We start from the raw sequence: 20,611 nt of genomic DNA on the forward strand, positions 1-20,611 counted from the left end.
TATGCGACGCGTGCGCATTAGTCTACACCATCGTGGGTTTACATTCCCTTTCGCAGAACTTTGAAACAGTTAACATTTACATGCTGATGGCAGTGTGCATTAAAGACTAAACCGTTATCTTCAGCGCTTACGATTCAGGAGGTGGTATGCAAGGTGTAATCAAGTTCGTTAAAGGCTGGCTGCTGTTTTCGCTGTTGTGGGGCATCTTTATGTGGTTTGTTTCGTGGCAGGCGCAGGGCAAAGAGATCGGCATGGTGATCGTGATGAGCTTGTATGCGGGATTAATTTACCAGGCGCTGATGACCATGGTTGCGCGATACAAAGCACGGCGCGCGCAGGTGTAGTTGTACACAACTGACTACAGAGCTTTGCGGCAAATTGACGCTCATTTTCATTTACTCGGGCAATCTGAGCCGACATATCTCAGCTTGCTGGAAAAAGAACGATGGGAAAGAAAGTTGTCGCTGCGTGGTTTTTTCTGCTGCTGTCTGTGGTCGCTTGCGCACAGCCTTCAAGCTTAATAACGTTAACCCTGCAGCACGATCGTCATTTGAAGATGGAAAACAGCACCGCAGATGTGGCTGAAACGCCGGATGAACACATCAAAGAAGGAATATATGAGGTGGGTCAGCACCATTAAAATCGGGGCCTTGAGGCCCCGTTTTAACGGATTACTTACGTCCGAGCAGAAAACCGACAATCACACCAATGCTGGCTGCAACTGCCAGGCCGGTCGCGGGGTTATCGCGTACCGATTTCACCACACAATCCGCTGCATCCTGAACCGCATAGCTGGCCTGAGCCGGATAACGACGCGCCGCGCCTTTGGCTTCATGACGGCGTGAACCGGTGAATTGACCAAATTTTTCCTGGACGGCACCCGCCGCTTCATTCAATTTTGCTTCCGCTTTGTCGCTCATAATGACTCCCTGATCGTGGTGAATGTCCTGTAAAGCGTAGTCAGAGAAACTGCAGGCAGCAAATGACGCAGCGGTAAAGGTTGTAACAGCAGTTTGCAGTACGCAAAAATTCTGCGCATGCCAGCGAAGTGGGAAAGCGAAAACCTGAAGTTAGCGCTGACCGCGATAAGCCGGATACCAGCTCACCAGAAAGTGACGCAGGTGGTCAAAACTCCATTCGGCATCGTCGGCCTGCTGGCAGTAATAGCGCAAAGTCACTTTTTCGTAGCGCATGTGGCGCTGCTGCAGCGGAGACCAGCTCCAATCAAGCACGGCACGCGCGTAGTTGATTAGCGTGCCACTCTGCATGTTGTGCTGCTTCTCCTGACGGCTGAGGTAGATTTCAAACGCCTGATCGAGGCTTTGCGTCTCTTCCGTATTGAAGCCTGCCACCGTCGGACGAAATGCCACATCGATAAATCCGCACACGCCATCGTCACGTTGCTGCCAGTCGCAGGCCAGGGTCATAAATAAGCCATCCTGCAGATTCACTTCTTCCAGCAGGCGCCGCATATTTTCGGAGTGTTTACCGGCGGTGATCTCATCAATACGATCGGTTTCCAGCGTGAGGTCAAATCCACAGGGATTCATCGAGCCATCCGCATTGGTGCTGGCCGGAAAGGGGAAATCGATATAGCCGTTGTTATCCAGACTCTTTTCCATCATGCAGGTCCGTAGCGTGCGGTGGGCAGACAATAAACCATCTCACGCTGCGACGCACGGCTTATGGGCACGTCCAGGTAATCATGGTGTTCTGATAAGGATTGATCAGGCGGAACTGTTTATCAGACAGGCGTTGCGCGTAGAAGCCCTCTGCGGTGATGGCCGATGGCACGTACTGAAAGCGATCGGTGGAGTGCAGCGTACCGCTTTGCACCTTCACGCCATCGCGCGATACGGCGAAGGCGCTCACCAAATCAAAGATTCGCGCCTGCGTGTTGCCCATCGATTGTCCATAAATCGTCGACACTTCGCCCGGACAGTCGACACCTTTCGGTGCGGAACTGCAGCCAGCTAACATTAAAAGGGTGAGTACAACCGTGATTCGCCACATGAGCACCTGCTTCATTCCCTGGTTTGCCATGGCACGCCTATGCGTACTGATAACTGGATCATAGCAGGTCTGACGCTGCTTCCTATTTGTCATTTGTATAATCGTTAAGCGGAAGGAATGTAAAGGGGTGACTTTCCTGGCGGAGAAACGGTATTCTTGCCAGCGTTGCGCACCAGGTAAGCAAAACAAGGGTAAATTAATGAAAGAAGAAGAAGCGAGTTTAATGATTCTTCAGCACGCGATCGACAAATTAGAAGCCGACAAAAAGAAGCAGGTAATGAACTGCGTAGCGGCCATTCAGGAAGTGATGCAGCGTTTTGAAGCCGAAGAAGCCGGACTGGCATTGATGTTGGTCGCGGCGCAAGTGGCCGCTGAGTAGTGCCTGCTCCCGCAGAATCTCATTGCGCTTGATGTACCAGGCTTTGCTGTTGTTGGATGAAGTTTATGGAATGCAGCAGCAAGGCCAATCCCTCCACGAAATCATCATTTAACCTCAGCGGAGAACCCAATGAAGGCATTAGTCATGGCCGTTGGCGTGCTGGCTTGTCAGATAGCGCCCGCCTGGAGCGAAACCGAATACCAAATCACCTGTCCCGGCCGTCCAACTATGACGGTATCGCGTGCCGAGTATGGTTTGAGTACGTTAATGTGGCCAACGCGCCACTTCCAGATTGCTGCCGGGCAGCAGCGCACCAGCCTGAAAGGGGGCGACAAAGTCGCCATCACCCGTTTTCGTAATGGCGATCAGTTAATCGTGAATAAAAAGAACGATGAAACTTTCTTCGTCTACGCCAACAGCAACAAGTTGTTGCCCTGCAGCCGCACCGATAAGCGCGATGCGCAGATTCTGTCGCTGGAACGCTACGACGACAGCGCGCGTCCAAACTCGTGAGTTAATAGCCCGGTTTGATGAGTTGCCGCTGGCGCAAATCCAGCGGCGACTGTTCCGCCTCATCAATGGCTGCCAGCCAGCTCTGCAAATTCACCTTAGCCCACGAAAGATGTCCGCGCGTGGTGCTCATCAGCACGACATCCGGGCGTAACGAGCGATACAACTCCAGCGACTGCTGCAGTTCGGTGGGATTGCTTTCAGGCATCAGCACGCTGATCCAGCGGTTGTAATCGCGGGTCAGCGTATCGCCGACAAACAGATAAGTGTGTCCGAGCGGCGAGTGATAGAGATAGCTGCTGCTGCCGGGCGTGTGTCCGGGCGTCGGCAGCAGGTGAAAATCGCCGAAGTGCGTCTCTTGCTGTGTAAAGGTTTCGTCGGGCTCAATCACCAAACTAACCGGCCCGAGCGAACGACTGTGGCAATAGAGCGCGCTGTTAAAGCGCTGCTGAATGGCGATCGCTCCCGGCGCGGCTTCGTGCCAGTGAGTTAAATAGTGGCGAATGACGCCGCCGGCATCGTTAAGGAACTCATGGTCGAGCGGATGCTCCACGCGACCAATCAATAAATTGCCGCGTGGGTGGCACAGCATAAAGCCATGCATCATTAAGTCACTCGCCGTCTCTTCGGCGGGGAATTCTGGCGTGGAGATCCACAAATCGTCGTACAGTGGCTTCATTGTCGGTCTCCTGCGGCAACACGTTAGCGCAATGTCGGGTGGCCGGTGAAGGCGAACTGTGCTTCTCCATTCTCAATCTGCAACGTGGCGCTAGCGCCCAGCGGCAGCGTCACGGTATCGGCATCGTGTCCAAAAGCCAGATCGCTAATCACTGGAATCTGAAACTCGTCACGAATGCGCTGCCATACGGTGGCAAAATCAAAACCGTTGTCATACGCCGACAGCGATGTGCTGGTAAAGCTGCCGGTAATAATCGCTTGCTGGCGCGACAAAATGCCACTCTGCTGCAGCTGAACCAGCATGCGCTCGATACGGAACGGATGTTCGTTCACATCTTCGATCACCAGAATGCCGCCTTCAATTTGCGGCATCCACGGCGTACCAATCAGCGAGCAAATCATCGCTAAATTGCCGCCCCATAACGTGCCTTGCCAGCGGCCGTGATCCGGGCTGGTGCTGCGCCAGCTTAGATTGACTGTAGGTGATGTCAGCGTTTGCCAAAAGTGCGATTCGGTAAAATCAGATAATGCCTCGGCGCCGAAGTTACCGGCCAACATCGGCCCGCTAAAGGAGATCAGCCCGATTTGTGCCAGTAACGCCAGTTGTAGCGCGGTGAAATCGCTATGGCCGCACAGCGCCACCGGTTGATTGAGCAATCGACGTTGCAGGCCAACGTAATCGATCTTATCCAGCAAACGTGAAGCGCCGTAGCCGCCACGCACCGCCAACACGATATCGGGCAGCGCCTCCAGCGTGGCCAGCGCATTGATATCATTCAGCCGCTGCGCATCATCGCCGGCAAAGCGTTGAAAGCGGCGGGTGATCGCCGATAGATTGTCAAGATGATGGCCAGCAGCCTGTAAACGACTCACCGCGCGCTGGGCGGCGTCCTGATTGTGGCAATAACCGGAAGGGGCGATGAGACGTAGCGTGCGGGGAGTAACCATAACTTCCATCCTGCTGTAGAGTGGCCTGCTGATGATGACGAAATGCGTTATCGAAGTCACGGTAGCATAAGGTTTTTTACCGATTTAGGATAAACGGTAATTTTGCATCGCGCTGCGCCAGGTATGATAGCTTGCGCCAACCCTATTGCGGAACCAAAAATCAGTGAAAATTCGACTACTTATGCTTTCTGCTCTGCTGCTTGCTGGCTGTTCCAGCGAGCCGGAAAAACCGGCACTGCCCGAGAAGAATACGCCGTTAACTCAGGCACCGCCGTCGAAAGTGAATGATGCATGGTCAATGTTTACCGAAGATGCCGCCAGTCATTATGGCGTTGATGAGAAGTTAATCAGCGCCATTATTAGTGTCGAATCCGGAGGCAATCCCACCGTGGTGAGCCGTTCCAATGCGGTTGGTCTGATGCAAATTAAGGCCTCGACCGCGGGCCGCGAAGTCTATCGCACCCAGGGCCGTCATGGTCAGCCATCCTCGTCCGAGCTGCGCGATCCGGCGAAGAACATCGATATTGGCGCGGCTTACCTGAAAATTCTGCAGGATTCCGCCTTAGCCGGAATTCGCGATCCGCTGACCCTGCGTTACGCCACCATTGTCTCCTACGCCAACGGTGCCGGTGCCTTGCTGCGTACTTTCTCGCGTGACCGCGAGCGTGCTATTGCGATGATCAATTCCATGACGCCGGACGAGTTTTACCAGCACGTACAGAATAAGCATCCGGCGGCGCAGGCCCCGCGTTATTTATGGAAAGTCACCACCGCCTACCGCACCATCGGTTGATGCTGTACACCTATCTGTTGCGGCGCGATTTATGACGCAATGAATTGCGCCGCTACACCAACAATCGCGCCGTCGGATAATCCACAATCAACACCTGCACATAACCGCCGCGCAACGCCCCGCGAATCGCCTGCGCTTTCTCTTTGCCGCCCGCTAACGCCACCACCTGCGGACAGCGTTTCACCTGCGCCAACTCCATGCCAATTACCGGATCTTCCTCTGCGCTCAGCACCGGCTGACCATCAGCATCGAAATAGTGCAGGCAGATATCGCCCACCGCGCCGCGTTCGGCCAGCGTTTGCAGCATCTCACCGTCGTAATAGTTGCCGGAATTACGCAGCAGGGCGGACGGCTCGAGATCGCCGATGCCGACAATCGCCAGGTCCACCTGATCAAACTTTTCCAGTACCACCGCGACATCGGGATTAACCGATAAACGCTGGCGATCCTTTACCGAGTGTTCGATTGATTGCGACGGCAGTAGCCACGCCGGACAACCCAGCAGCGCCGCGAGATTCTGCGTCAGAATCGTGGCCTGCACATTGCCGTTAGCGCCCACGCCGCCCAGCAGCTGAATGACGCCTTGGCACGGCGCGCTGAGCGGATGCAGCGCATCGACCATGGCGCGAATGGTGCCGCTCCAGGAGGAAATGCCAATCAGCTCATCGGCACGCACCCGCGTTTCCAGATAGTGCGCGGCGGCGGAACCGATCGCCTGTTTGATCTGCAACGCCGAAGCCTGATCCGGCACATCCACCACAATCACCTGCGGCAGTTGATACAGCTGCTCAATGGCTTTTTCCAGCTCAGGGAACACATTGGCCGGCGGCACCACGCTGATCTTCACCACACCTTCTTTCACGCTGCGATTAAGGATGCGCGACACAAAAGATTGCGACAGCTTCAACAGCTGCGCAATGTCGGACTGCTTCCTGCCTTCCACATAATAAAGCGTGGCGATTTTCACCATCAGCCGCTGTTCATCCTGTTTTGCCATGGTTTTTTCTCTCTCTTAACCTGCCTGGTATTGTTAATCAGCCTGTCATAAATAACAACGCAGAACATTTTGTGATCGTTTTCGCTTTTTGAGGATCGGGCAATGGACGTGCTCAGAAAGCCAGCGCATAGTCATTATGCATATAAAATCGCAATTGAATATATATTCAATCGGAGATAACAAATGAAAGCCTCTGTCCTCAAAGTCTCTCTACTTGCTTCAATCATGATGATCTCGGCGGCGTCGCTGGCGGCGGATAAGGGGTTGCTGGCTATTATTACGCCATCACATGACAACCCGTTCTTTAAGGCCGAAGCCGACGGCGCGCAGGAGAAAGCCAAAGCCCTCGGTTACACCACGCTGGTGGCCTCACACGATGATGACGTGAATAAACAAAATCAGCTGATTGAAACCGCCATCGCGCGCAAAGCCAAAGCCATCATCCTTGATAACGCCGGTGCGGATGCCACCGTTGGCCCGGTGCAAAAAGCCAAAGATGCCGGCATTCCTACCTTCCTGATTGACCGCGAAATCAATAAAACCGGCATCGCCGTGGCGCAAATCGTCTCCAACAACTATCAGGGCGCACAGCTCGGCGCCGAGAAGTTCGCCAAACTGCTGAACGGCAAAGGGGATTATGTCGAGCTGCTGGGCAAAGAGTCAGATACCAATGCGGGTGTACGTTCGCAGGGATATCACGACGTGCTGGATGATTATCCCGATCTGAAAATGGTGGCGCAGCAGAGTGCCAACTGGAGCCAAACCGAAGCCTTCAGCCGCATGGAAACCATCCTGCAGAAGAACCCGAATATCGTTGGCGTGATCTCCGGTAACGACACCATGGCGCTCGGTGCGGAAGCGGCGCTGAAAGCGGCGGGCAAAACCAATGTGATCGTGGTCGGCTTCGACGGCAGCGATTACACCCGCGACTCCATCCTCAATAAAGGCAACATCAAAGCGACGGTGCTGCAGCCGGGCTGGGATCAGGCGCAGATGGCCGTCGAGCAGGTGGATTACTACCTGAAAAACGGCAAAGCGCAGAAAGAGGAGAAGCAGCTGATGGATTGCGTGCTGATTGACGACAGCAATGCCGCGAAGCTGAAAACCTTCAAGCTGGCGCAATAAGATGGAGGTCGGCATGAAGGGGAAAGCGCTGAGCGGCACGCTGGTGGCGTTGCTGACGCTGATGTTAGCCGCCTGCACCGTGGTGGATCTCGATGCCAACGGCAAACCCATCATGCCGAAAGATCCTAACGCTAAACCGGGCTACAGCGATCAAACGCCGCAGCAGATTGCGGAGTCAAGCTGGGCCAGCCGCGTGCAGCAGCCAGCTGAGAAGCAGGCGCTGAGCTGGGCGGATATGGAAACCAAAAGCCACACCGTCAAAGCGGGCGGCAGCGAAAGCGTGTTTGTGCGCGCGGTAGGTATGGTAACGGCGTTTGATAACAGCAACGAGCGGGAACGCAGTCTCACCATGACCATCAACGGCAAGCCGGTGAAAGTGTTGATTGGTCCGGTGCTGCGCGGCAACGCGATTCGCGATGCAGCCGGTTTCCGCTTTGAAGAGTTTACTAATCAGGTGCAATACGCGCAGCTCACCAAAGCACTCAATCGCCACGCGGTGAAACAGCTGCCCGCAGTGGATGCCAGCTGGGTGGGCAAACCGGCGCAGGCGCTGCTGGCCGTCAGCATGGGCGCGGGCACAGTGGATGAGGTGGTTGCGGTGCAGCTGCAGCAGGGGAATCCATAATGAGCGACGAGATCATTCTGCAAGCTAATCAGATGTCGATGCTATTCCCTGGCACCTTAGCGCTGGATCGCGTGGATTACCGCGTGTGGCGCGGCAAAGTCAACGTCATCATCGGCGAAAACGGCGCGGGAAAATCGACGCTGATGAAGATTCTCGCCGGCGTGCAGCAACCGACCAGCGGTGAGATGTTCCTGAACGGTAACAAAGTGGCGTTTCACAGCACGCGAGACGCCGCGCGTCACGGCATCGGCATGGTGCATCAGGAGCTCAACCTGTTTGAGAACCTCAGCGTAGCGGAGAACATTTTCCTTGGCCGGGAAATCCAAAGCGGCATTCGGCCCATCAATGAAGCCGAGCAGAAACGCCGCACCGCCGCGCTGATGCAGCGCCTCGATCAGCCAATTTCACCGGATGAGAAGGTCGGCAGCCTGAAGGTTGGCCAGCAGCAATTGGTGGAGATCGCCAAAGCGCTGGCGGAGGACGCCGACATTCTGATCCTCGACGAACCGACCTCGGCGCTGAGCAAAACTGAAGTGGAGATCCTGTTTCGGGTGATCCGCGAACTGACGCGTCAGGGCGTCTCCATCATCTATATCTCGCATCGGCTCGAGGAGCTGATGGCGATTGGTGATGTGATCACCATTCTGCGCGACGGGCGTTTTCAAGCCGAAGCGCAGGTCAGCGATATCGACGTGCCGTGGATCGTGCGCGAAATGCTGGGCAGTGAACCGGTCGGCACTTTCCTGCCGCCGGATCGCCAGTTCGGTGCGCCGGTGCTGGAAGCCGAACACATCACCTGCGTCAGCCCGAACGGCAACACGCTGGTGGATGATGTCAGTTTTCAGGTGCGTTCCGGAGAGATCGTCGGCATTTACGGGTTGATGGGCGCCGGGCGCACCGAACTGTTTGAGTGTTTGCTTGGCACGCAGCGTAACTATCTCGGCAAGCTGTGGCTCGACAGCAAACCGCTGCCGACGCGTCTGCCGACCGCTGAACGCATTCGTATGGGCATGAGTCTGGTGCCGGAGGATCGCAAACGCTCGGGCATTTTTCCCATCTCATCGGTGGCGAGTAATCTCACCATCGCCAGCCTGTGGCGGCGTCTGTCGCATCGCACCGTGATTTCAGAGCAGGCGGAACGCGAAGTGGTGACCAGCACCGTCGGCAATCTGGCAATCAAAATCTCCTCGCCGGATGTCGCCATTAGCGCACTGAGCGGCGGCAATCAGCAAAAGGTGGTGATTGGCCGATCGCTGCTGACCAATCCGCGCTTGCTGCTGCTGGATGAACCGAGTCGCGGCATCGACGTCGGTGCCAAAGGCGAAGTGTTCCGCATGATGGTGAAGCTGTCGGAGCAGGGCATTGCGGTGGTGTTCTCCACCTCAGATTTGAAAGAGATCATGGCCGTAGCCGATCGCATCATTGTGATGTCCGGCGGCAAATTGACTGCTGACCTGCCGCGCGCTGAAGCGGAAGAGGCGGCGCTGGTTAAAGCAAGCGCACAAGGGTTCTGATATGAAAAACAATGGCGCGCTCGCGCTCGCATCGCCTGTCAAAGCGTTCAACTCACGCGAAAGCCTGATTTTGCTGCTGCTCAAACTGCGCACCTTTATTGCGCTGTTTCTCATTGTCGGCTTCTTCGCTATCACGGTGCCCGATTTCCTCGCGGTGGGCAGCATGGTGATCATGGTGAAACACATCGCTATTAACGCCTTCCTCGCGCTCGGCATCACGTTTGTCATTATCACGGCGGGCATCGATCTCTCTATCGGCGCCACGCTCGGCCTGTGCGGCATGATCGCCGGCTGGCTGATTACCAAAGGCATTGTGTTGCCGATGTTTGGCATCGCTATCTTTCCCAGCGTGTGGCTAATCGTGCCGATTGTATTGCTGATTGGCGGGCTGATTGGCGCGGTCAATGGCTGGATCATTACCCGCTATAACGTGGCGCCGTTCATCTGCACGCTCGGCACCATGTACATCCTGCGCGGCACGGCGATGCTCACCTCGGGCGGCGAAACCTTCCCCGGTTTGCAGGGCAATGAAATGCTGGGGAATACCGGATTCGACAAGATTGGCGCTGGCTATTTCCTTGGTTTGCCGTGGGCCATCTGGATGATGGTGCTGCTGGCGCTGGTGATTGCCTACGTGGCGCGCCGCCTGCCGTTTGGCCGTCAGGTTTACGCGATTGGCGATAACGAACGCGCCGCTGAACTCTCGGGCGTGAAAGTGAAGTCGGTGAAAATCTGGGTCTATGCCATCTCCGGTTTTTGCGCGGCAATTGCTGGCATCGTGGTCTCGTCGCAGCTGGTGGCCAGCCATCCGGCGAACGGAACCTCCTTTGAAATGAACGCGATTGCCGCAGTGGTGCTGGGCGGTACCTCGCTGGCGGGTGGACGCGGCACCATTCTTGGCACGCTGATTGGTGCCTTTGTGATCGGCTTCCTCGCCGACGGTTTGATCATGATGGGTGTGAGCGAGTTCTGGCAAATGGTGATCAAAGGCATCGTGATTATCGTGGCGGTGATCATCGACCAAATGCAGAGCCGCATGCAGCAGAAAGCGGCGGTGGTGGCGCAGAAAGCGCTGATTGAGGAGGGCGGTAGCCCGGCAAAAAGTTAATCGGTTGGGTGCAGGCGCTGATTGTCTGCACCTTTTTTTCTTCATCACGAATAAATATTCATCCATGCTTTAAAATTCAGAGGTGTCTATGAATCCTTTCAAATACTCGGTAGCGGATCTGGCAGCGAAAGCGCGCGCCGTGCGCCGCCGCATCATCCAGCTTAATGCGGGCAGCCCGGCGGGCGGTCACACCGGTGCCGATCTCTCACAGGTTGAGATCCTTACCGCGCTCTATTTCCGCATCCTGAACTGCGCGCCAGATCGCACCAACGATCCGCAGCGCGACATCTATATCCAGTCGAAAGGCCATGCGGTGGGCGGTTATTACTGCGTGCTGGCAGAAGCCGGTTATTTCCCCACCGAATGGCTGCCGACTTATCAGCATTCCGATTCGCATCTGCCGGGCCATCCGGTGCGGCAAAAAACGCCGGGCGTTGAGCTGAACACCGGCGCGCTGGGTCACGGTTTACCGGTGGCGGTCGGCATTGCGCTGGCGGCGAAGAAAGATAACAGCGACCGACGCATTTTTGTCGTCACCGGTGACGGTGAGCTGGCGGAAGGCAGCAACTGGGAAGCGGCGCTGGTGGCGGCGCATTACGGCCTCGATAACCTGGTGATCATCAATGACAAGAACAAGCTGCAGCTGGCGGGGCATACGCGCGACATCATGAATACCGATCCGCTGCCGGAAAAATGGTGCGCCTTTGGCCTGGAGGTGAGCGAGTGCAACGGCAATGACATGGCGGCGGTGGTGGACGCCATCGAAAACCTGCCGCGCAACAGCGGCAAGCCACAGGTGATTGTGGCGCATACCGAAAAAGGCTTCGGCATCTCCTTTATTCAGGGCAAACCGGAGTGGCATCACCGTGTGCCGAAAGGGGAAGAGATTGCGTTGGCACTGGAGGAATTAAAAGATGAGTAATGCAAAACATTTGGCGACGGTAATGGTTGAGGCATTTATTGATGCGGTTAATCGCGGTGTCGATTTAGTGCCGGTGGTGGCCGATTCCACCTCAACCGCGAAAATTGCGCCCTTTATCAAAGCATTCCCCGATCGCCTGATCAACGTGGGTATCGCGGAGCAAACGCTGGTGGGCACCGCCGCCGGTCTGGCAATTGGCGGCAAAGTGGCCGTGACCTGCAACGCCGCGCCGTTCCTGGTTTCCCGCGCCAATGAGCAGGTTAAAGTCGACGTCTGCTACAACAACACCAACGTTAAACTGTTTGGCCTGAATGCCGGTGCCAGCTACGGCCCACTGGCCAGCACCCATCACAGCATCGACGACATTGCGGTGATGCGCGGCTTCGGCAACATCGAAATCTATGCGCCATCCTGCCCGCTGGAGTGCCGCCAGATTATTGAGTATGCGCTGGCGCATGTCGGGCCGGTGTATATCCGTCTGGACGGTAAAGATCTGCCGCAGCTGCACGATGAAAACTATCAATTCCGTCCTGGCCAAATCGACGTGTTACGTGAAGGTCATGACATTGTGCTGGTGGCGATGGGCTCGACGGTTCACGAGGTGGTTCACGCCGCCGAGCAACTGCATGAGCAAGGCATTACAGCAGGTGTGATCAGCATTCCATCGATTCGACCTTGTGATACCCAACAGCTGCGCGAGCTGTTAAATCACTATCCAGCGGTCATTACCGTGGAAGAACACAACGTCAACGGCGGCGTCGGCAGCCTGGTGGCAGAAGTGCTGGCGGAAGGCGGTTGTGGCATCCCGCTACTGCGTTTGGGCATCCCCGACGGCGAATACGCGATTGCCGGCGATCGCGCCTCCACCCGTGCCCGACATGGTATTGATGCCGCCAGCGTAGTGAAGAGTGCAGCGCGCATCTGTGCAGGAGCGTAAAGATGGCAGGTTCGTTGATACTGGCAATTGATGAAGGCACCACCAACGCGAAAGCGATTGCGGTCGATCGTGCCGGCAATGTGGTGGCACGCGGCAGTCAGCCGCTGACGCTGGAACATCCGCAGCCGGGTCTGGCGGAGCAGGATCCGCTGGCGATATGGCAGGCGGTGAAACAGGCAGTGAGCGCTTGTCTGGCGCAGTGTGCGGGGGCGCAGGTTGCGGCGGTGGCGATCAGCAACCAGCGCGAATCGGTGCTGATCTGGCAGCGACATAACGGTCAGCCGTTGACGCCGTTGGTCAGCTGGCAGGATCGCCGCTCGGAGGCGTTTTGCCGCGATCTGCGCGTGGCGGGTAAAGCACCGCGCATCACCGGACTCACCGGGTTGGCGGTGGATCCGATGTTCCCGGCCGGTAAACTTACCGGCATGCTGGCTGCGTTGCCGAATGGATTTGCGCGCGCGCAGGCCGGTGAACTCTGTATCGGCACCGTGGATAGCTGGCTGAGCTGGCAGCTGAGCGGCGGCGAAAGCTTCGTCACCGATCATGCCAATGCGGCACGCACCCAACTCTACAACCTGCACAGCGGCGACTGGGATGATGAATTGCTGGCGCTGTTCCATATTCCCCGCGCGGCTCTGCCGCAGATTGTGCCCTCGGCCAGCGCGCAAGGCGTGGTGACACGCAACGATATTCCCGGTTTAGCGCCCGGCACGCCGATTTTGTCACGCATCGGCGATTCGCACGCTGCGCTGCAAGCGCAGCGCAACGGCAGCGAAGAGGTGGTGAAAGCCACTTACGGCACCGGTTCATCACTGATGATGTCGATGGCGACGCCGTTGCTGACGGAAAATGGCCTCAGCACCACTGTGGCGTGGCACGACGGCACGCTGCGCTATGCCTTTGAAGGCAACATTACCCACACCGGTTCCGGCGCGGCGTGGCTGGGCCGCATGCTGGGCATTCATGATCCGCGAGAACTCACTGCGCTGGCGCAGCAAAGCGAACACAATCAGGGCATCTATTTTGTGCCGGCGCTTTCCGGTCTTGGCGCGCCCTGGTGGGATTTGAAAGCGCGCGGCATGGTATGTGGCTTGACCGATGCGGCGACGCCGGAGGTGCTGGCGCGCGTGGCGCTGGAGTCGATCACCTTCCAGATCGCCGATGTGTTTTTTGCCATGGAGCAGGCCAGTGGCGTGCAACTTCCTGCGCTGTGCGTGGATGGCAGCGCCACGGAAAATAGCTGGTTGATGCAGATGCAGGCCGATGTCTTGCAGCGGCCACTGAAACGCGTACCCACGGCAGAAGTTTCTGCGCTGGGCGCCGCGCTATTAGCGGGCCGCACCTTAGGCTGGTGGCAGCAGGGCAGTGAGATGCAGGCGTTACAGGGCGGTAGCGTGATCACGCCGCGTGAGGATCAGGCGAAAAGCATGCAAGAGAATTATCACGGCTGGCTGGATGCGGTGGCGCGTTGCCGTTATCAGCCGCATTGATTACCGTTATTTAAATCGCGCACGCTTCGTAGCGGCGCGATTTATCGCGCTTTTTAGACGTGTATCTCATGCCACATAGCGCAACCAATTGTGCCGCTACGATGTTGTACGGTGATAAACGTCCAGCGCTACTGGAAACGGTTGGCTTTATCACGCGCCAGACGTTCCAGCGCAAAAATCACCTGCTGTAGCTGGCGTTCCTGAATCGGTTCGATGGCGGTAAAGCGGAAGCTGAGGCGCGGTGTGGCGCGGGTTTCATTCTTGCTGGTCACTACGGTGCGTTCACCAATGTGCAGCAGCTGTGCTGTCACCTCAAAGTGACCATACTCAGCTAAATCCACGCGCAGGTTTTTAAAGGTATCGCCGCGATTGAGCCCTTCCGGTAGCGCTTCGTCCAGCAGCACGCCGACGCCGCCCAGTGACAGATCCTGCAGGCGGAAACGCGCGGTACGCCCATCAGGCCACTGGCTGTGGCAATAAAAAACCGGTTCCAGCGGCGCATTGACGCGAAAGAATTCACGACGTTGAATCTGCCACACCAGTTCCGGCAGCGACGCAGCAAAAGCGGGTAAGCCTTCGAATTCAACCCGCTGTAAACCGGTTAAGCCAAATTCGACTTTGGCACCGTGCGTTTCGGCGGCAATATTCACTTCGCCACCTTGCAGCGCTAAATCGTTATCCAGCGCGTTGCTGCCGAGGTCAAAGATCACCTGATCTTCATCGGCTGACAGCAAGCGACTGATAAACTGACCGCGCGAAAAATTCACCATCAACGGGGTTTGAAAACGCAACAGGTCCTTCATCACGCCCAAAACCGCTAACGTGCCTCGCTTGAGGTATTGTTCTTTATCGGCTTCTCCCACGTCCTGCTCCACTTATCCGATTGTTATTTTCACGACTGACAATGCTGTTCGTCAGTTATCGGCGTCGCTGCGCTAACCTTTAGTCAGCTAACGGCTATTTACGGCGGCAAGTTGGGATGCAGATCATAAAATCCCGTCTATACTAGAGGCGGTGAACACATTGATTAATAACGTAAGGAGCAGTACATGGGTATTCTTTCATGGATTATTTTTGGTCTGATTGCCGGGATTATCGCTAAGTGGATTATGCCGGGTAAAGATGGCGGCGGCTTTATCATCACCGTGGTTCTGGGTGTGGTGGGTGCGGTTGTCGGTGGCTGGATCAGTACCCTGTTTGGTTTCGGTAAAGTTGACGGTTTCAACTTTGGCAGCTTTGTGGTGGCAGTGATTGGTGCCATTGTGGTGCTGTGGATCTACCGTAAAGTGCGAAGTTAATCGCGCCAGGATTTGATGAAATCCGCCATCTCGCATAAGGATGGCGGATTTTTTTATGCCTGATTAAAAGTCGTAGCCCACCGTGGCCATAACCGTGCGCTCGGCACCGCGATAGCAGTAACCGGTGCCGTAACAGGCGGCCAGATACGTCTTATCGGTCAGGTTGTTGGCATTCACCTGCAGCCAGGCGCCTTTCAGCTGTGAGTTCCATGCGCCAAGATCGGCGCGAACCGACGCATCAAACAGCGTTACCGATGGCAGACGCGTGGTGTTCTCGTTATCCGCCCACTGTTTACCGATATAGCGCACACCCGCACCGGCGCTCAAGCCGTAGTCAAACTGATAATGTCCCCACAACGATGCCATGCTGTTCGGCGTCACATACGGCGTATGTCCATCGTTACCGTCCACCGAATCTTTAAAGCGCAGATGATTTAGCGTGTAGCCGGCGATGGTGCTAAAACGCGACGTCAGCTGATTACGCGCCTCAAGTTCAATCCCCTGCGAATGCACTTTGCCCGACGGCGTGTAAGTGCCGTCCAGCACGTTACGGTTGGCGACATCGTCCTGGGTCAAATCGTACACCGCGATTGAGTACATATCGCGCGTGCCCAGCGGCTGATATTTCACGCCCGCTTCATACTGCTCAGACGTAGTCGGTTTTAGCTGATTGCCGAAAGGATCGGTCAACGAAGCCGGCGTTATTGCCTGGCTCCAGCTGACATAAGGCGAGATGCCGTTCTCGAAGGCATATAACAGCGCAGCGCGGCCGCTGATGTGATCGTCCTGACGACGGCTGGTGCCGTTTTCCGACACGATGCGATCGTAGCGTCCCGACAAATCCAGATGCCAGCGATCAAGCTGCAATTCATCCTGCAGATACAAACCGGTTTGATAGTAGCGGCGCGTCTGCGATGTCCAGTCGAAGTCCGGCATGATGCCCACTTCTTCGCCGTTCCACGCATTCAGCGCGCTGGCGGCACCGCTGGCTTCGGTGATGTCGTTTTTATAGCGATGGTATTCCGCGCCCAGCGTCACGCGATGCTGAACCGCGCCGGTAGCGAAATCAGCCTGCAAGCGGTTGTCGTTGGCCCACGCGCTCAGCGATGAACGCTCACCGGAGTAGTAGCGGTTCAGCAGGTCTGGATTCGTTGCGTTCCAGCCAATCTGATAAACCTGATCGAGCTCGGTATTGGAGTGGCTGTAGCTGCCGGTGGAGTACACCGACCACACATCGTTGAAGCGATGCGAGAAGTCATAGCTGTAAATCTGCTCGCGACGTTTGAACTGATCGAGCGCAGTGTCACCTTCATAGAAACTGTCGCTCAATTTGCGGCCATTATGGCTATAGAGCGTGCCTTCCGCCGGTACCGAGCCGTGATAGCCGCCGGACGGATCTTTCTGCAGGTAGGCGCGCAGCACTAAGTTGGTATCTTCACTTGGCTGCCACATCAGCTGTGGCGAAATCGCATATTTCTCTTCGCGGGTGTGATCGTATTGGGTATCGCTGTTGCGCGTAATGCCGGTTAAGCGAAATGCCCACTGATCGTTGATGGCGTTGGTGTAATCAAAGGCGGCGTTATTGGTGGCGTTGGTGCCGGTCGCCAGGCGGAAGTGGCCCTCTTCAGCAAACTGCGGGCGCTTGCTCACCATATTCACCAATCCGCCCGGCACCGTTTGGCCGTAGAGCGCGGAAGAGGGACCTTTAATCACATCGATGCGGTCGAGGAACCAGTTATCCACCTGCAGAATGTTAAAGCTGCCGCCGTCACTCATCACGCGCAGGCCATCGAGGAAGGTGTTATCGACATCGCCGCCGTGGAAACCACGCAGCGCGATGGTGTCATAACGCGTGGCCGCGCCGCCAAAGTTGGTGAAGACGCCCGGCGTGTAACCCAGCGCCTGATTGAGATCCTGCGCGCCCTGATCTTCCATCTGCTGACGCGTCACCACCGAAATTGACTGCGGGGTAGTGATCAGCGGCTGATCGCTTTTGCTGGCACCGCTGCTGCGCGTGGCGAGATAGCCCTGCGTCGGCGAGGTGGCGCTCTCTTGCGGTTGCGCTGTCACGACAATCGACTCTTCAGCGAAGCTTGCCGCGGGTAAAGCCAGCGCAAGCGCGCACAGTACGCGGCCACGTTTAAGGGTAAACAACGAGGTCATGAGAGGTTCCTGTTATTTTAATGGGAATAGCTATCGATATCAGATTGAGAATTATTATCTTTTGTAGTGGATGTTTCAAGATGTGAGTTTGTTGCTAGAGGAATGTGAGGAAAATGCACAGATGACAGGCACGAGCCGTAGCGGCGCGATTTATCGCGCATTGCACTGGCGAAACCTTACCCAGGTTCGGGTCGCGCAATAAATTGCGCCGCTACAGTAATGTGCCGTTGCCGGGCTTATTCGCCCGGCAGAATAGAGGTAATTACTTCGCGCTACTTAAAACCGGCATATTCGGAATATCGCCAGCGTTATTACAGGTTTTGTCTTTCGGGCAGTATTTATCCAGCAGCTTCAGCGTCACGCCATTGGTCCAGCCGAAGCCGTCCTGTAGCGGATATTCACCGCCGCCACCACCGCCCAGCTGCGCGCCTTCAACCACGTATTTCTCGACCAGCTTATGTTCCTTGTCGTAGGTCGCCTGCACGTTCTGCAGGAAGCGCTGACCAATCTGTTGCGCCAACTTCGGCTGCTTGTAATGCTCCAGACCTTCCACCGCCACCCATTGCAGCGGCGCCCAACCGTTTGGTGCATCCCATTGCTGGCCGTTATTCACCGTGGTGGTCACCAGTCCGCCGGGTTTCAGCAGTTGTTTTTCAACTGCGGAAGCGGTGCGTTCAGCTTGCTTATCGCTCGCGAGCTGCATATAGAGCGGGAATAGCGTTGCAGCGGTCAGCTGTGAATGCACCTGCTTCTTCTGGAAATCGTAATCGGCGTACCAGCCTTTTTTGTCATCCCAAAGGTAGCGATTGATCGCCGCCTGACGTTTCTCAGCATCCGCCGCGAACTGTTTGGCTTTGTCATCCTGCTTATCCAGTTTGGCGGCTTTGGACAATGTTTGTTCAAGGTGGAAAATCAGGCTGTTAAGATCAACCGGTGCCAGCTGCGTGGTACGGATGGACGCCAGATTGTGCGCATCGGTGAACCAGCGCGAACTGAAATCCCAGCCCGAAGCCGCGCCCGCACGCAGATCGCGATAGACCTGCTGCTTATTGCGCTCCGGCGCTTTATTCGCGGTGTTGACGTCATCGAGCCAGGATTCGGTACGCGGCGCATCGCGATCGTCCCAGTAACGGTTAAGCAGCGTGCCGTCGCTGAGTTTAATCACCCGTTTGCTGGCCTGGCCGGCCGCCACTTTGTCGCTGTCCGCCATCCAGTAATCGTACTCTTTCTGCAGCTGCGGCAGATATTGGCGATAGACGTCGTCGCCTTTGTGCGTTGCCAGCAGGTCGACCATCAAGCTGAAGAACGGCGGCTGCGAGCGGCTGAGATAGTAGCTGCGGTTGCCGTTGGGAATATGGCCATATTTGTCCAGCTCGGTGGCGAAGTTATCCACCATATCCTGCACGCGATCCCAGTGCCCGCTCTCCGCCAGGCCAAGCATGGTGAAGTAGCTGTCCCAGTAATACACCTCGCGGAAGCGTCCGCCAGGCACCACGTAAGGTTTGGGCAGCGGCAGCAGCGAATCGTACTGACTGGCACTTTGCGCGGTACGCGTCAGCACCGGCCATAAACCGTTGATGTGCTCACGCAGGCTTTGCCCGGCGGGCGGCACATATTTGTCACCCTCTTTAGGCAGCGTGAAGTTGCTGTCGACAAAATGCTTGAGATCGAAGTTGCGCTGGTTTTTTTGCATCTGCCAGTCGGCCAGAATCGACGAAGGATTGGATTTCGGCACCGCATCGGCGAAGGTTTTCTGATCCGGATAAAATTTAGCCTGTTGTACCGCATTGAACAACGGTCCCAGGCGCACATCCGGTGGCTGCGGTTGGTTGCTGAGCATGCGGCTTTGATCGTCGGCGTGTGCGGCGCTGGCACCGGCCAGCAACGCGGCGCTAAGTAAAAAGGTCAGACGCGCGGGCGTGAATACGGCATTTTTTATCATCGGTTTTTCTCCTTGTCCGAAAAGGTGGTGTGCTAACGCATTGACCACCCAAACAACTTTAGTCGTAATCGCGCCGCTTAGCCTCGCACAGCGGTGGAAATGTGAAGCGCCCGGAATTAATCACGTGAGAAATTGCCTCAAGGCTAAGGTTTTTGCTTGCCCTGTACGGCTATTTGCCTGAGGCTGAAGCAAAAAAAGGAGAGTCGTATGGAGATAATCTGGTATCACCCGTCGCTGGCGCCGCAAGGTTGGCTGGAGGGTTTGCGTCAGCGTTTACCGGAGGCGCGCGTGCGTGACTGGCAGCCGGGCGACAACGCGCCGGCCGATTATGCGGTAGTGCGTTCTCCGCCGGTCGAGATGCTGGCGGGGCGTCAGCTGAAAGGTGTGTTTGCCATGGGCGCGGGCGTCGACGAGATCCTCAAACAGCTGCGTGACAATCCACAGATGCTGGCCGACACCGTGCCGTTATTCCGCCTGGAAGATACCGGCATGGCGCGCCAGATGCAGGAGTACGCCAACTGGTGCGTGCTGGGCTGGTTCCGCCGTTTTGCCGACTATCGTCAACTGCAGCAGCAGGCTTGCTGGCAGGAGCTGGACGGTTTCGATCGCGGAAACTTCACCATTGGCGTGCTCGGCGCGGGCGTATTAGGCCGTAGCGTGCTGGAGAGTTTGCGTCAGTGGGGCTTTCCGTTACGCAGCTGGAGCCGTTCGCCGAAGCAGATCGACGGTGTGCAAAGCTTCCATGGCCGCGAACAGCTCAATGCTTTCCTGGCGGGCACGCAGGTGCTGATCGATCTGCTGCCGACCACGCCGGAAACCACCAACCTGATTGATAGCCAACTGCTTAACGCATTGCCGCACGGCGCCTGCTTCCTCAACCTGGCGCGCGGTGCTCATGTGGTAGAAGCCGATCTGCTGGCGGCGCTCAACAGCGGTCAGCTGGCCGCCGCCGCGCTGGATGTGTTCCAGCGCGAGCCGCTGCCGCAGGATCATCCGTTGTGGTCTCATCCGCATGTCACAATCACGCCACATACTGCGGCGATTACCTTGCCAGGCGAGGCGATGGATTACATTGCGGATGCCATACTTGCTCTGGAGCAAGGTCAACAGCCGGGTGGTTTGGTCGATCGCCAGCGTGGTTATTAATTCCCATTGGGTCAGGAGATGAA

Annotated in this window: 23 protein-coding genes; 14 read left to right on the forward strand and 9 right to left on the reverse strand. The window is 56.4% G+C overall.

The genetic code is table 11. From position 1 onward, the window contains the following. Positions 1-146: 146 nt before the first annotated feature. A complete protein-coding gene (locus FCN45_RS07845; protein WP_007891509.1) occupies positions 147-344 on the forward strand; it encodes a DUF6404 family protein in 198 nt (65 codons plus the stop codon). Between the two features lie 101 nt (positions 345-445). Then, positions 446-640: a hypothetical protein gene (locus tag FCN45_RS07850; protein ID WP_137385582.1), complete on the forward strand. Its 195-nt coding sequence runs from the start codon at positions 446-448 to the stop codon at positions 638-640. A gap of 31 nt (positions 641-671) precedes the next feature. On the opposite strand, the gene FCN45_RS07855 is transcribed toward FCN45_RS07850, so the two are convergent. The 3 genes from FCN45_RS07855 to FCN45_RS07865 form a co-directional block, all read right to left on the reverse strand. Beyond that, positions 672-920, reverse strand: coding sequence for a DUF883 family protein (locus FCN45_RS07855; protein ID WP_101760797.1), 249 nt, complete (start codon positions 918-920; stop codon positions 672-674). A gap of 150 nt (positions 921-1,070) precedes the next feature. Beyond that, positions 1,071-1,622, reverse strand: coding sequence for a hypothetical protein (locus tag FCN45_RS07860; protein ID WP_137386864.1), 552 nt, complete (start codon positions 1,620-1,622; stop codon positions 1,071-1,073). 61 nt (positions 1,623-1,683) lie between these two features. After that, entirely contained in the window at positions 1,684-2,013 is a 330-nt protein-coding gene (locus FCN45_RS07865; RefSeq protein WP_101761034.1) for a hypothetical protein, read from the reverse strand. A 199-nt stretch (positions 2,014-2,212) separates the two neighbouring features. Between FCN45_RS07865 and FCN45_RS07870 the strand changes: the two genes are divergently transcribed. Both FCN45_RS07870 and FCN45_RS07875 read left to right on the forward strand, forming a co-directional pair. Continuing rightward, positions 2,213-2,392: a hypothetical protein gene (locus FCN45_RS07870; protein WP_008108187.1), complete on the forward strand. Its 180-nt coding sequence runs from the start codon at positions 2,213-2,215 to the stop codon at positions 2,390-2,392. Between the two features lie 129 nt (positions 2,393-2,521). Then, positions 2,522-2,905 carry a hypothetical protein gene (locus FCN45_RS07875; protein ID WP_101760796.1) on the forward strand — a complete coding sequence of 128 codons (384 nt, stop codon included), beginning with the start codon at positions 2,522-2,524 and terminating at the stop codon, positions 2,903-2,905. Between the two features lies 1 nt (position 2,906). Here FCN45_RS07875 and FCN45_RS07880 read toward each other — a convergent pair whose 3' ends face one another. After that, positions 2,907-3,581 (reverse strand): MBL fold metallo-hydrolase, encoded by a 675-nt coding sequence (locus FCN45_RS07880; RefSeq protein ID WP_101760794.1) that lies wholly within the window; start codon positions 3,579-3,581, stop codon positions 2,907-2,909. Between the two features lie 23 nt (positions 3,582-3,604). Beyond that, on the reverse strand, positions 3,605-4,528 hold the full coding sequence (gene ldcA / locus FCN45_RS07885; protein WP_137385583.1) for a muramoyltetrapeptide carboxypeptidase: 924 nt from the start codon (positions 4,526-4,528) through the stop codon (positions 3,605-3,607). A 181-nt stretch (positions 4,529-4,709) separates the two neighbouring features. Here ldcA and emtA point away from each other — a divergent pair, with 181 nt between their 5' ends. Then, complete coding sequence (emtA, locus tag FCN45_RS07890) at positions 4,710-5,321, forward strand: membrane-bound lytic murein transglycosylase EmtA (protein ID WP_240632861.1); 612 nt, start codon at positions 4,710-4,712, stop codon at positions 5,319-5,321. A 52-nt stretch (positions 5,322-5,373) separates the two neighbouring features. On the opposite strand, the gene FCN45_RS07895 is transcribed toward emtA, so the two are convergent. Continuing rightward, positions 5,374-6,318, reverse strand: coding sequence for a sugar-binding transcriptional regulator (locus FCN45_RS07895; RefSeq protein WP_137385584.1), 945 nt, complete (start codon positions 6,316-6,318; stop codon positions 5,374-5,376). 183 nt (positions 6,319-6,501) lie between these two features. Here FCN45_RS07895 and FCN45_RS07900 point away from each other — a divergent pair, with 183 nt between their 5' ends. The 7 genes from FCN45_RS07900 to FCN45_RS07930 all read left to right on the forward strand — a co-directional run bounded on the left by FCN45_RS07900 (position 6,502) and on the right by FCN45_RS07930 (position 14,039). After that, on the forward strand, positions 6,502-7,443 hold the full coding sequence (locus FCN45_RS07900; protein ID WP_110865953.1) for a D-ribose ABC transporter substrate-binding protein: 942 nt from the start codon (positions 6,502-6,504) through the stop codon (positions 7,441-7,443). 13 nt (positions 7,444-7,456) lie between these two features. Then, positions 7,457-8,068 carry a DUF2291 family protein gene (locus FCN45_RS07905; RefSeq protein WP_137385585.1) on the forward strand — a complete coding sequence of 204 codons (612 nt, stop codon included), beginning with the start codon at positions 7,457-7,459 and terminating at the stop codon, positions 8,066-8,068. Then, positions 8,068-9,582, forward strand: coding sequence for a sugar ABC transporter ATP-binding protein (locus tag FCN45_RS07910; protein ID WP_110865954.1), 1,515 nt, complete (start codon positions 8,068-8,070; stop codon positions 9,580-9,582). Before FCN45_RS07905 ends, FCN45_RS07910 begins: the two co-directional genes overlap by 1 nt. Before the next feature lies 1 nt (position 9,583). Next, positions 9,584-10,690: an ABC transporter permease gene (locus tag FCN45_RS07915; RefSeq protein WP_101760787.1), complete on the forward strand. Its 1,107-nt coding sequence runs from the start codon at positions 9,584-9,586 to the stop codon at positions 10,688-10,690. An 88-nt stretch (positions 10,691-10,778) separates the two neighbouring features. Next, entirely contained in the window at positions 10,779-11,612 is an 834-nt protein-coding gene (locus tag FCN45_RS07920; RefSeq protein ID WP_137385586.1) for a transketolase, read from the forward strand. Further along, on the forward strand, positions 11,605-12,549 hold the full coding sequence (locus FCN45_RS07925) for a transketolase family protein (protein WP_101760785.1): 945 nt from the start codon (positions 11,605-11,607) through the stop codon (positions 12,547-12,549). Before FCN45_RS07920 ends, FCN45_RS07925 begins: the two co-directional genes overlap by 8 nt. Before the next feature lie 2 nt (positions 12,550-12,551). Next, positions 12,552-14,039 (forward strand): FGGY family carbohydrate kinase, encoded by a 1,488-nt coding sequence (locus FCN45_RS07930; RefSeq protein ID WP_101760784.1) that lies wholly within the window; start codon positions 12,552-12,554, stop codon positions 14,037-14,039. Between the two features lie 128 nt (positions 14,040-14,167). Here FCN45_RS07930 and FCN45_RS07935 read toward each other — a convergent pair whose 3' ends face one another. Further along, positions 14,168-14,902, reverse strand: a complete 735-nt coding sequence (locus FCN45_RS07935; RefSeq protein WP_101760783.1) for a flagellar brake protein — start codon at positions 14,900-14,902, stop codon at positions 14,168-14,170. A 186-nt stretch (positions 14,903-15,088) separates the two neighbouring features. Here FCN45_RS07935 and FCN45_RS07940 point away from each other — a divergent pair, with 186 nt between their 5' ends. Continuing rightward, positions 15,089-15,337 (forward strand): GlsB/YeaQ/YmgE family stress response membrane protein, encoded by a 249-nt coding sequence (locus FCN45_RS07940; protein WP_008102737.1) that lies wholly within the window; start codon positions 15,089-15,091, stop codon positions 15,335-15,337. A gap of 63 nt (positions 15,338-15,400) precedes the next feature. On the opposite strand, the gene FCN45_RS07945 is transcribed toward FCN45_RS07940, so the two are convergent. Next, positions 15,401-17,500 carry a TonB-dependent siderophore receptor gene (locus tag FCN45_RS07945; RefSeq protein WP_137385587.1) on the reverse strand — a complete coding sequence of 700 codons (2,100 nt, stop codon included), beginning with the start codon at positions 17,498-17,500 and terminating at the stop codon, positions 15,401-15,403. Between the two features lie 262 nt (positions 17,501-17,762). Then, positions 17,763-19,442 (reverse strand): alpha,alpha-trehalase TreA, encoded by a 1,680-nt coding sequence (gene treA / locus FCN45_RS07950; RefSeq protein WP_101760781.1) that lies wholly within the window; start codon positions 19,440-19,442, stop codon positions 17,763-17,765. Positions 19,443-19,649: 207 nt separating this feature from the next. Between treA and ghrA the strand changes: the two genes are divergently transcribed. Further along, entirely contained in the window at positions 19,650-20,588 is a 939-nt protein-coding gene (gene ghrA / locus FCN45_RS07955) for a glyoxylate/hydroxypyruvate reductase GhrA (protein WP_137385588.1), read from the forward strand. Positions 20,589-20,611 lie beyond the last annotated feature (23 nt).

Source organism: Pantoea sp. SO10, assembly GCF_005281435.1.
GTDB classification, from domain to species: Bacteria; Pseudomonadota; Gammaproteobacteria; order Enterobacterales; family Enterobacteriaceae; genus Pantoea; species Pantoea leporis.

Coding starts and splice junctions, on each gene's coding strand:
- FCN45_RS07845 (WP_007891509.1), top strand. CDS start 147: ATGCAAGGTGTAATCAAGTTCGTTAAAGGCTGGCTGCTGTTTTCGCTG.
- FCN45_RS07850 (WP_137385582.1), top strand. CDS start 446: ATGGGAAAGAAAGTTGTCGCTGCGTGGTTTTTTCTGCTGCTGTCTGTG.
- FCN45_RS07855 (WP_101760797.1), bottom strand. CDS start 920: ATGAGCGACAAAGCGGAAGCAAAATTGAATGAAGCGGCGGGTGCCGTC.
- FCN45_RS07860 (WP_137386864.1), bottom strand. CDS start 1,622: ATGGAAAAGAGTCTGGATAACAACGGCTATATCGATTTCCCCTTTCCG.
- FCN45_RS07865 (WP_101761034.1), bottom strand. CDS start 2,013: ATGTGGCGAATCACGGTTGTACTCACCCTTTTAATGTTAGCTGGCTGC.
- FCN45_RS07870 (WP_008108187.1), top strand. CDS start 2,213: ATGAAAGAAGAAGAAGCGAGTTTAATGATTCTTCAGCACGCGATCGAC.
- FCN45_RS07875 (WP_101760796.1), top strand. CDS start 2,522: ATGAAGGCATTAGTCATGGCCGTTGGCGTGCTGGCTTGTCAGATAGCG.
- FCN45_RS07880 (WP_101760794.1), bottom strand. CDS start 3,581: ATGAAGCCACTGTACGACGATTTGTGGATCTCCACGCCAGAATTCCCC.
- ldcA (WP_137385583.1), bottom strand. CDS start 4,528: ATGGTTACTCCCCGCACGCTACGTCTCATCGCCCCTTCCGGTTATTGC.
- emtA (WP_240632861.1), top strand. CDS start 4,710: ATGCTTTCTGCTCTGCTGCTTGCTGGCTGTTCCAGCGAGCCGGAAAAA.
- FCN45_RS07895 (WP_137385584.1), bottom strand. CDS start 6,318: ATGGCAAAACAGGATGAACAGCGGCTGATGGTGAAAATCGCCACGCTT.
- FCN45_RS07900 (WP_110865953.1), top strand. CDS start 6,502: ATGAAAGCCTCTGTCCTCAAAGTCTCTCTACTTGCTTCAATCATGATG.
- FCN45_RS07905 (WP_137385585.1), top strand. CDS start 7,457: ATGAAGGGGAAAGCGCTGAGCGGCACGCTGGTGGCGTTGCTGACGCTG.
- FCN45_RS07910 (WP_110865954.1), top strand. CDS start 8,068: ATGAGCGACGAGATCATTCTGCAAGCTAATCAGATGTCGATGCTATTC.
- FCN45_RS07915 (WP_101760787.1), top strand. CDS start 9,584: ATGAAAAACAATGGCGCGCTCGCGCTCGCATCGCCTGTCAAAGCGTTC.
- FCN45_RS07920 (WP_137385586.1), top strand. CDS start 10,779: ATGAATCCTTTCAAATACTCGGTAGCGGATCTGGCAGCGAAAGCGCGC.
- FCN45_RS07925 (WP_101760785.1), top strand. CDS start 11,605: ATGAGTAATGCAAAACATTTGGCGACGGTAATGGTTGAGGCATTTATT.
- FCN45_RS07930 (WP_101760784.1), top strand. CDS start 12,552: ATGGCAGGTTCGTTGATACTGGCAATTGATGAAGGCACCACCAACGCG.
- FCN45_RS07940 (WP_008102737.1), top strand. CDS start 15,089: ATGGGTATTCTTTCATGGATTATTTTTGGTCTGATTGCCGGGATTATC.
- FCN45_RS07945 (WP_137385587.1), bottom strand. CDS start 17,500: ATGACCTCGTTGTTTACCCTTAAACGTGGCCGCGTACTGTGCGCGCTT.
- treA (WP_101760781.1), bottom strand. CDS start 19,442: ATGATAAAAAATGCCGTATTCACGCCCGCGCGTCTGACCTTTTTACTT.
- ghrA (WP_137385588.1), top strand. CDS start 19,650: ATGGAGATAATCTGGTATCACCCGTCGCTGGCGCCGCAAGGTTGGCTG.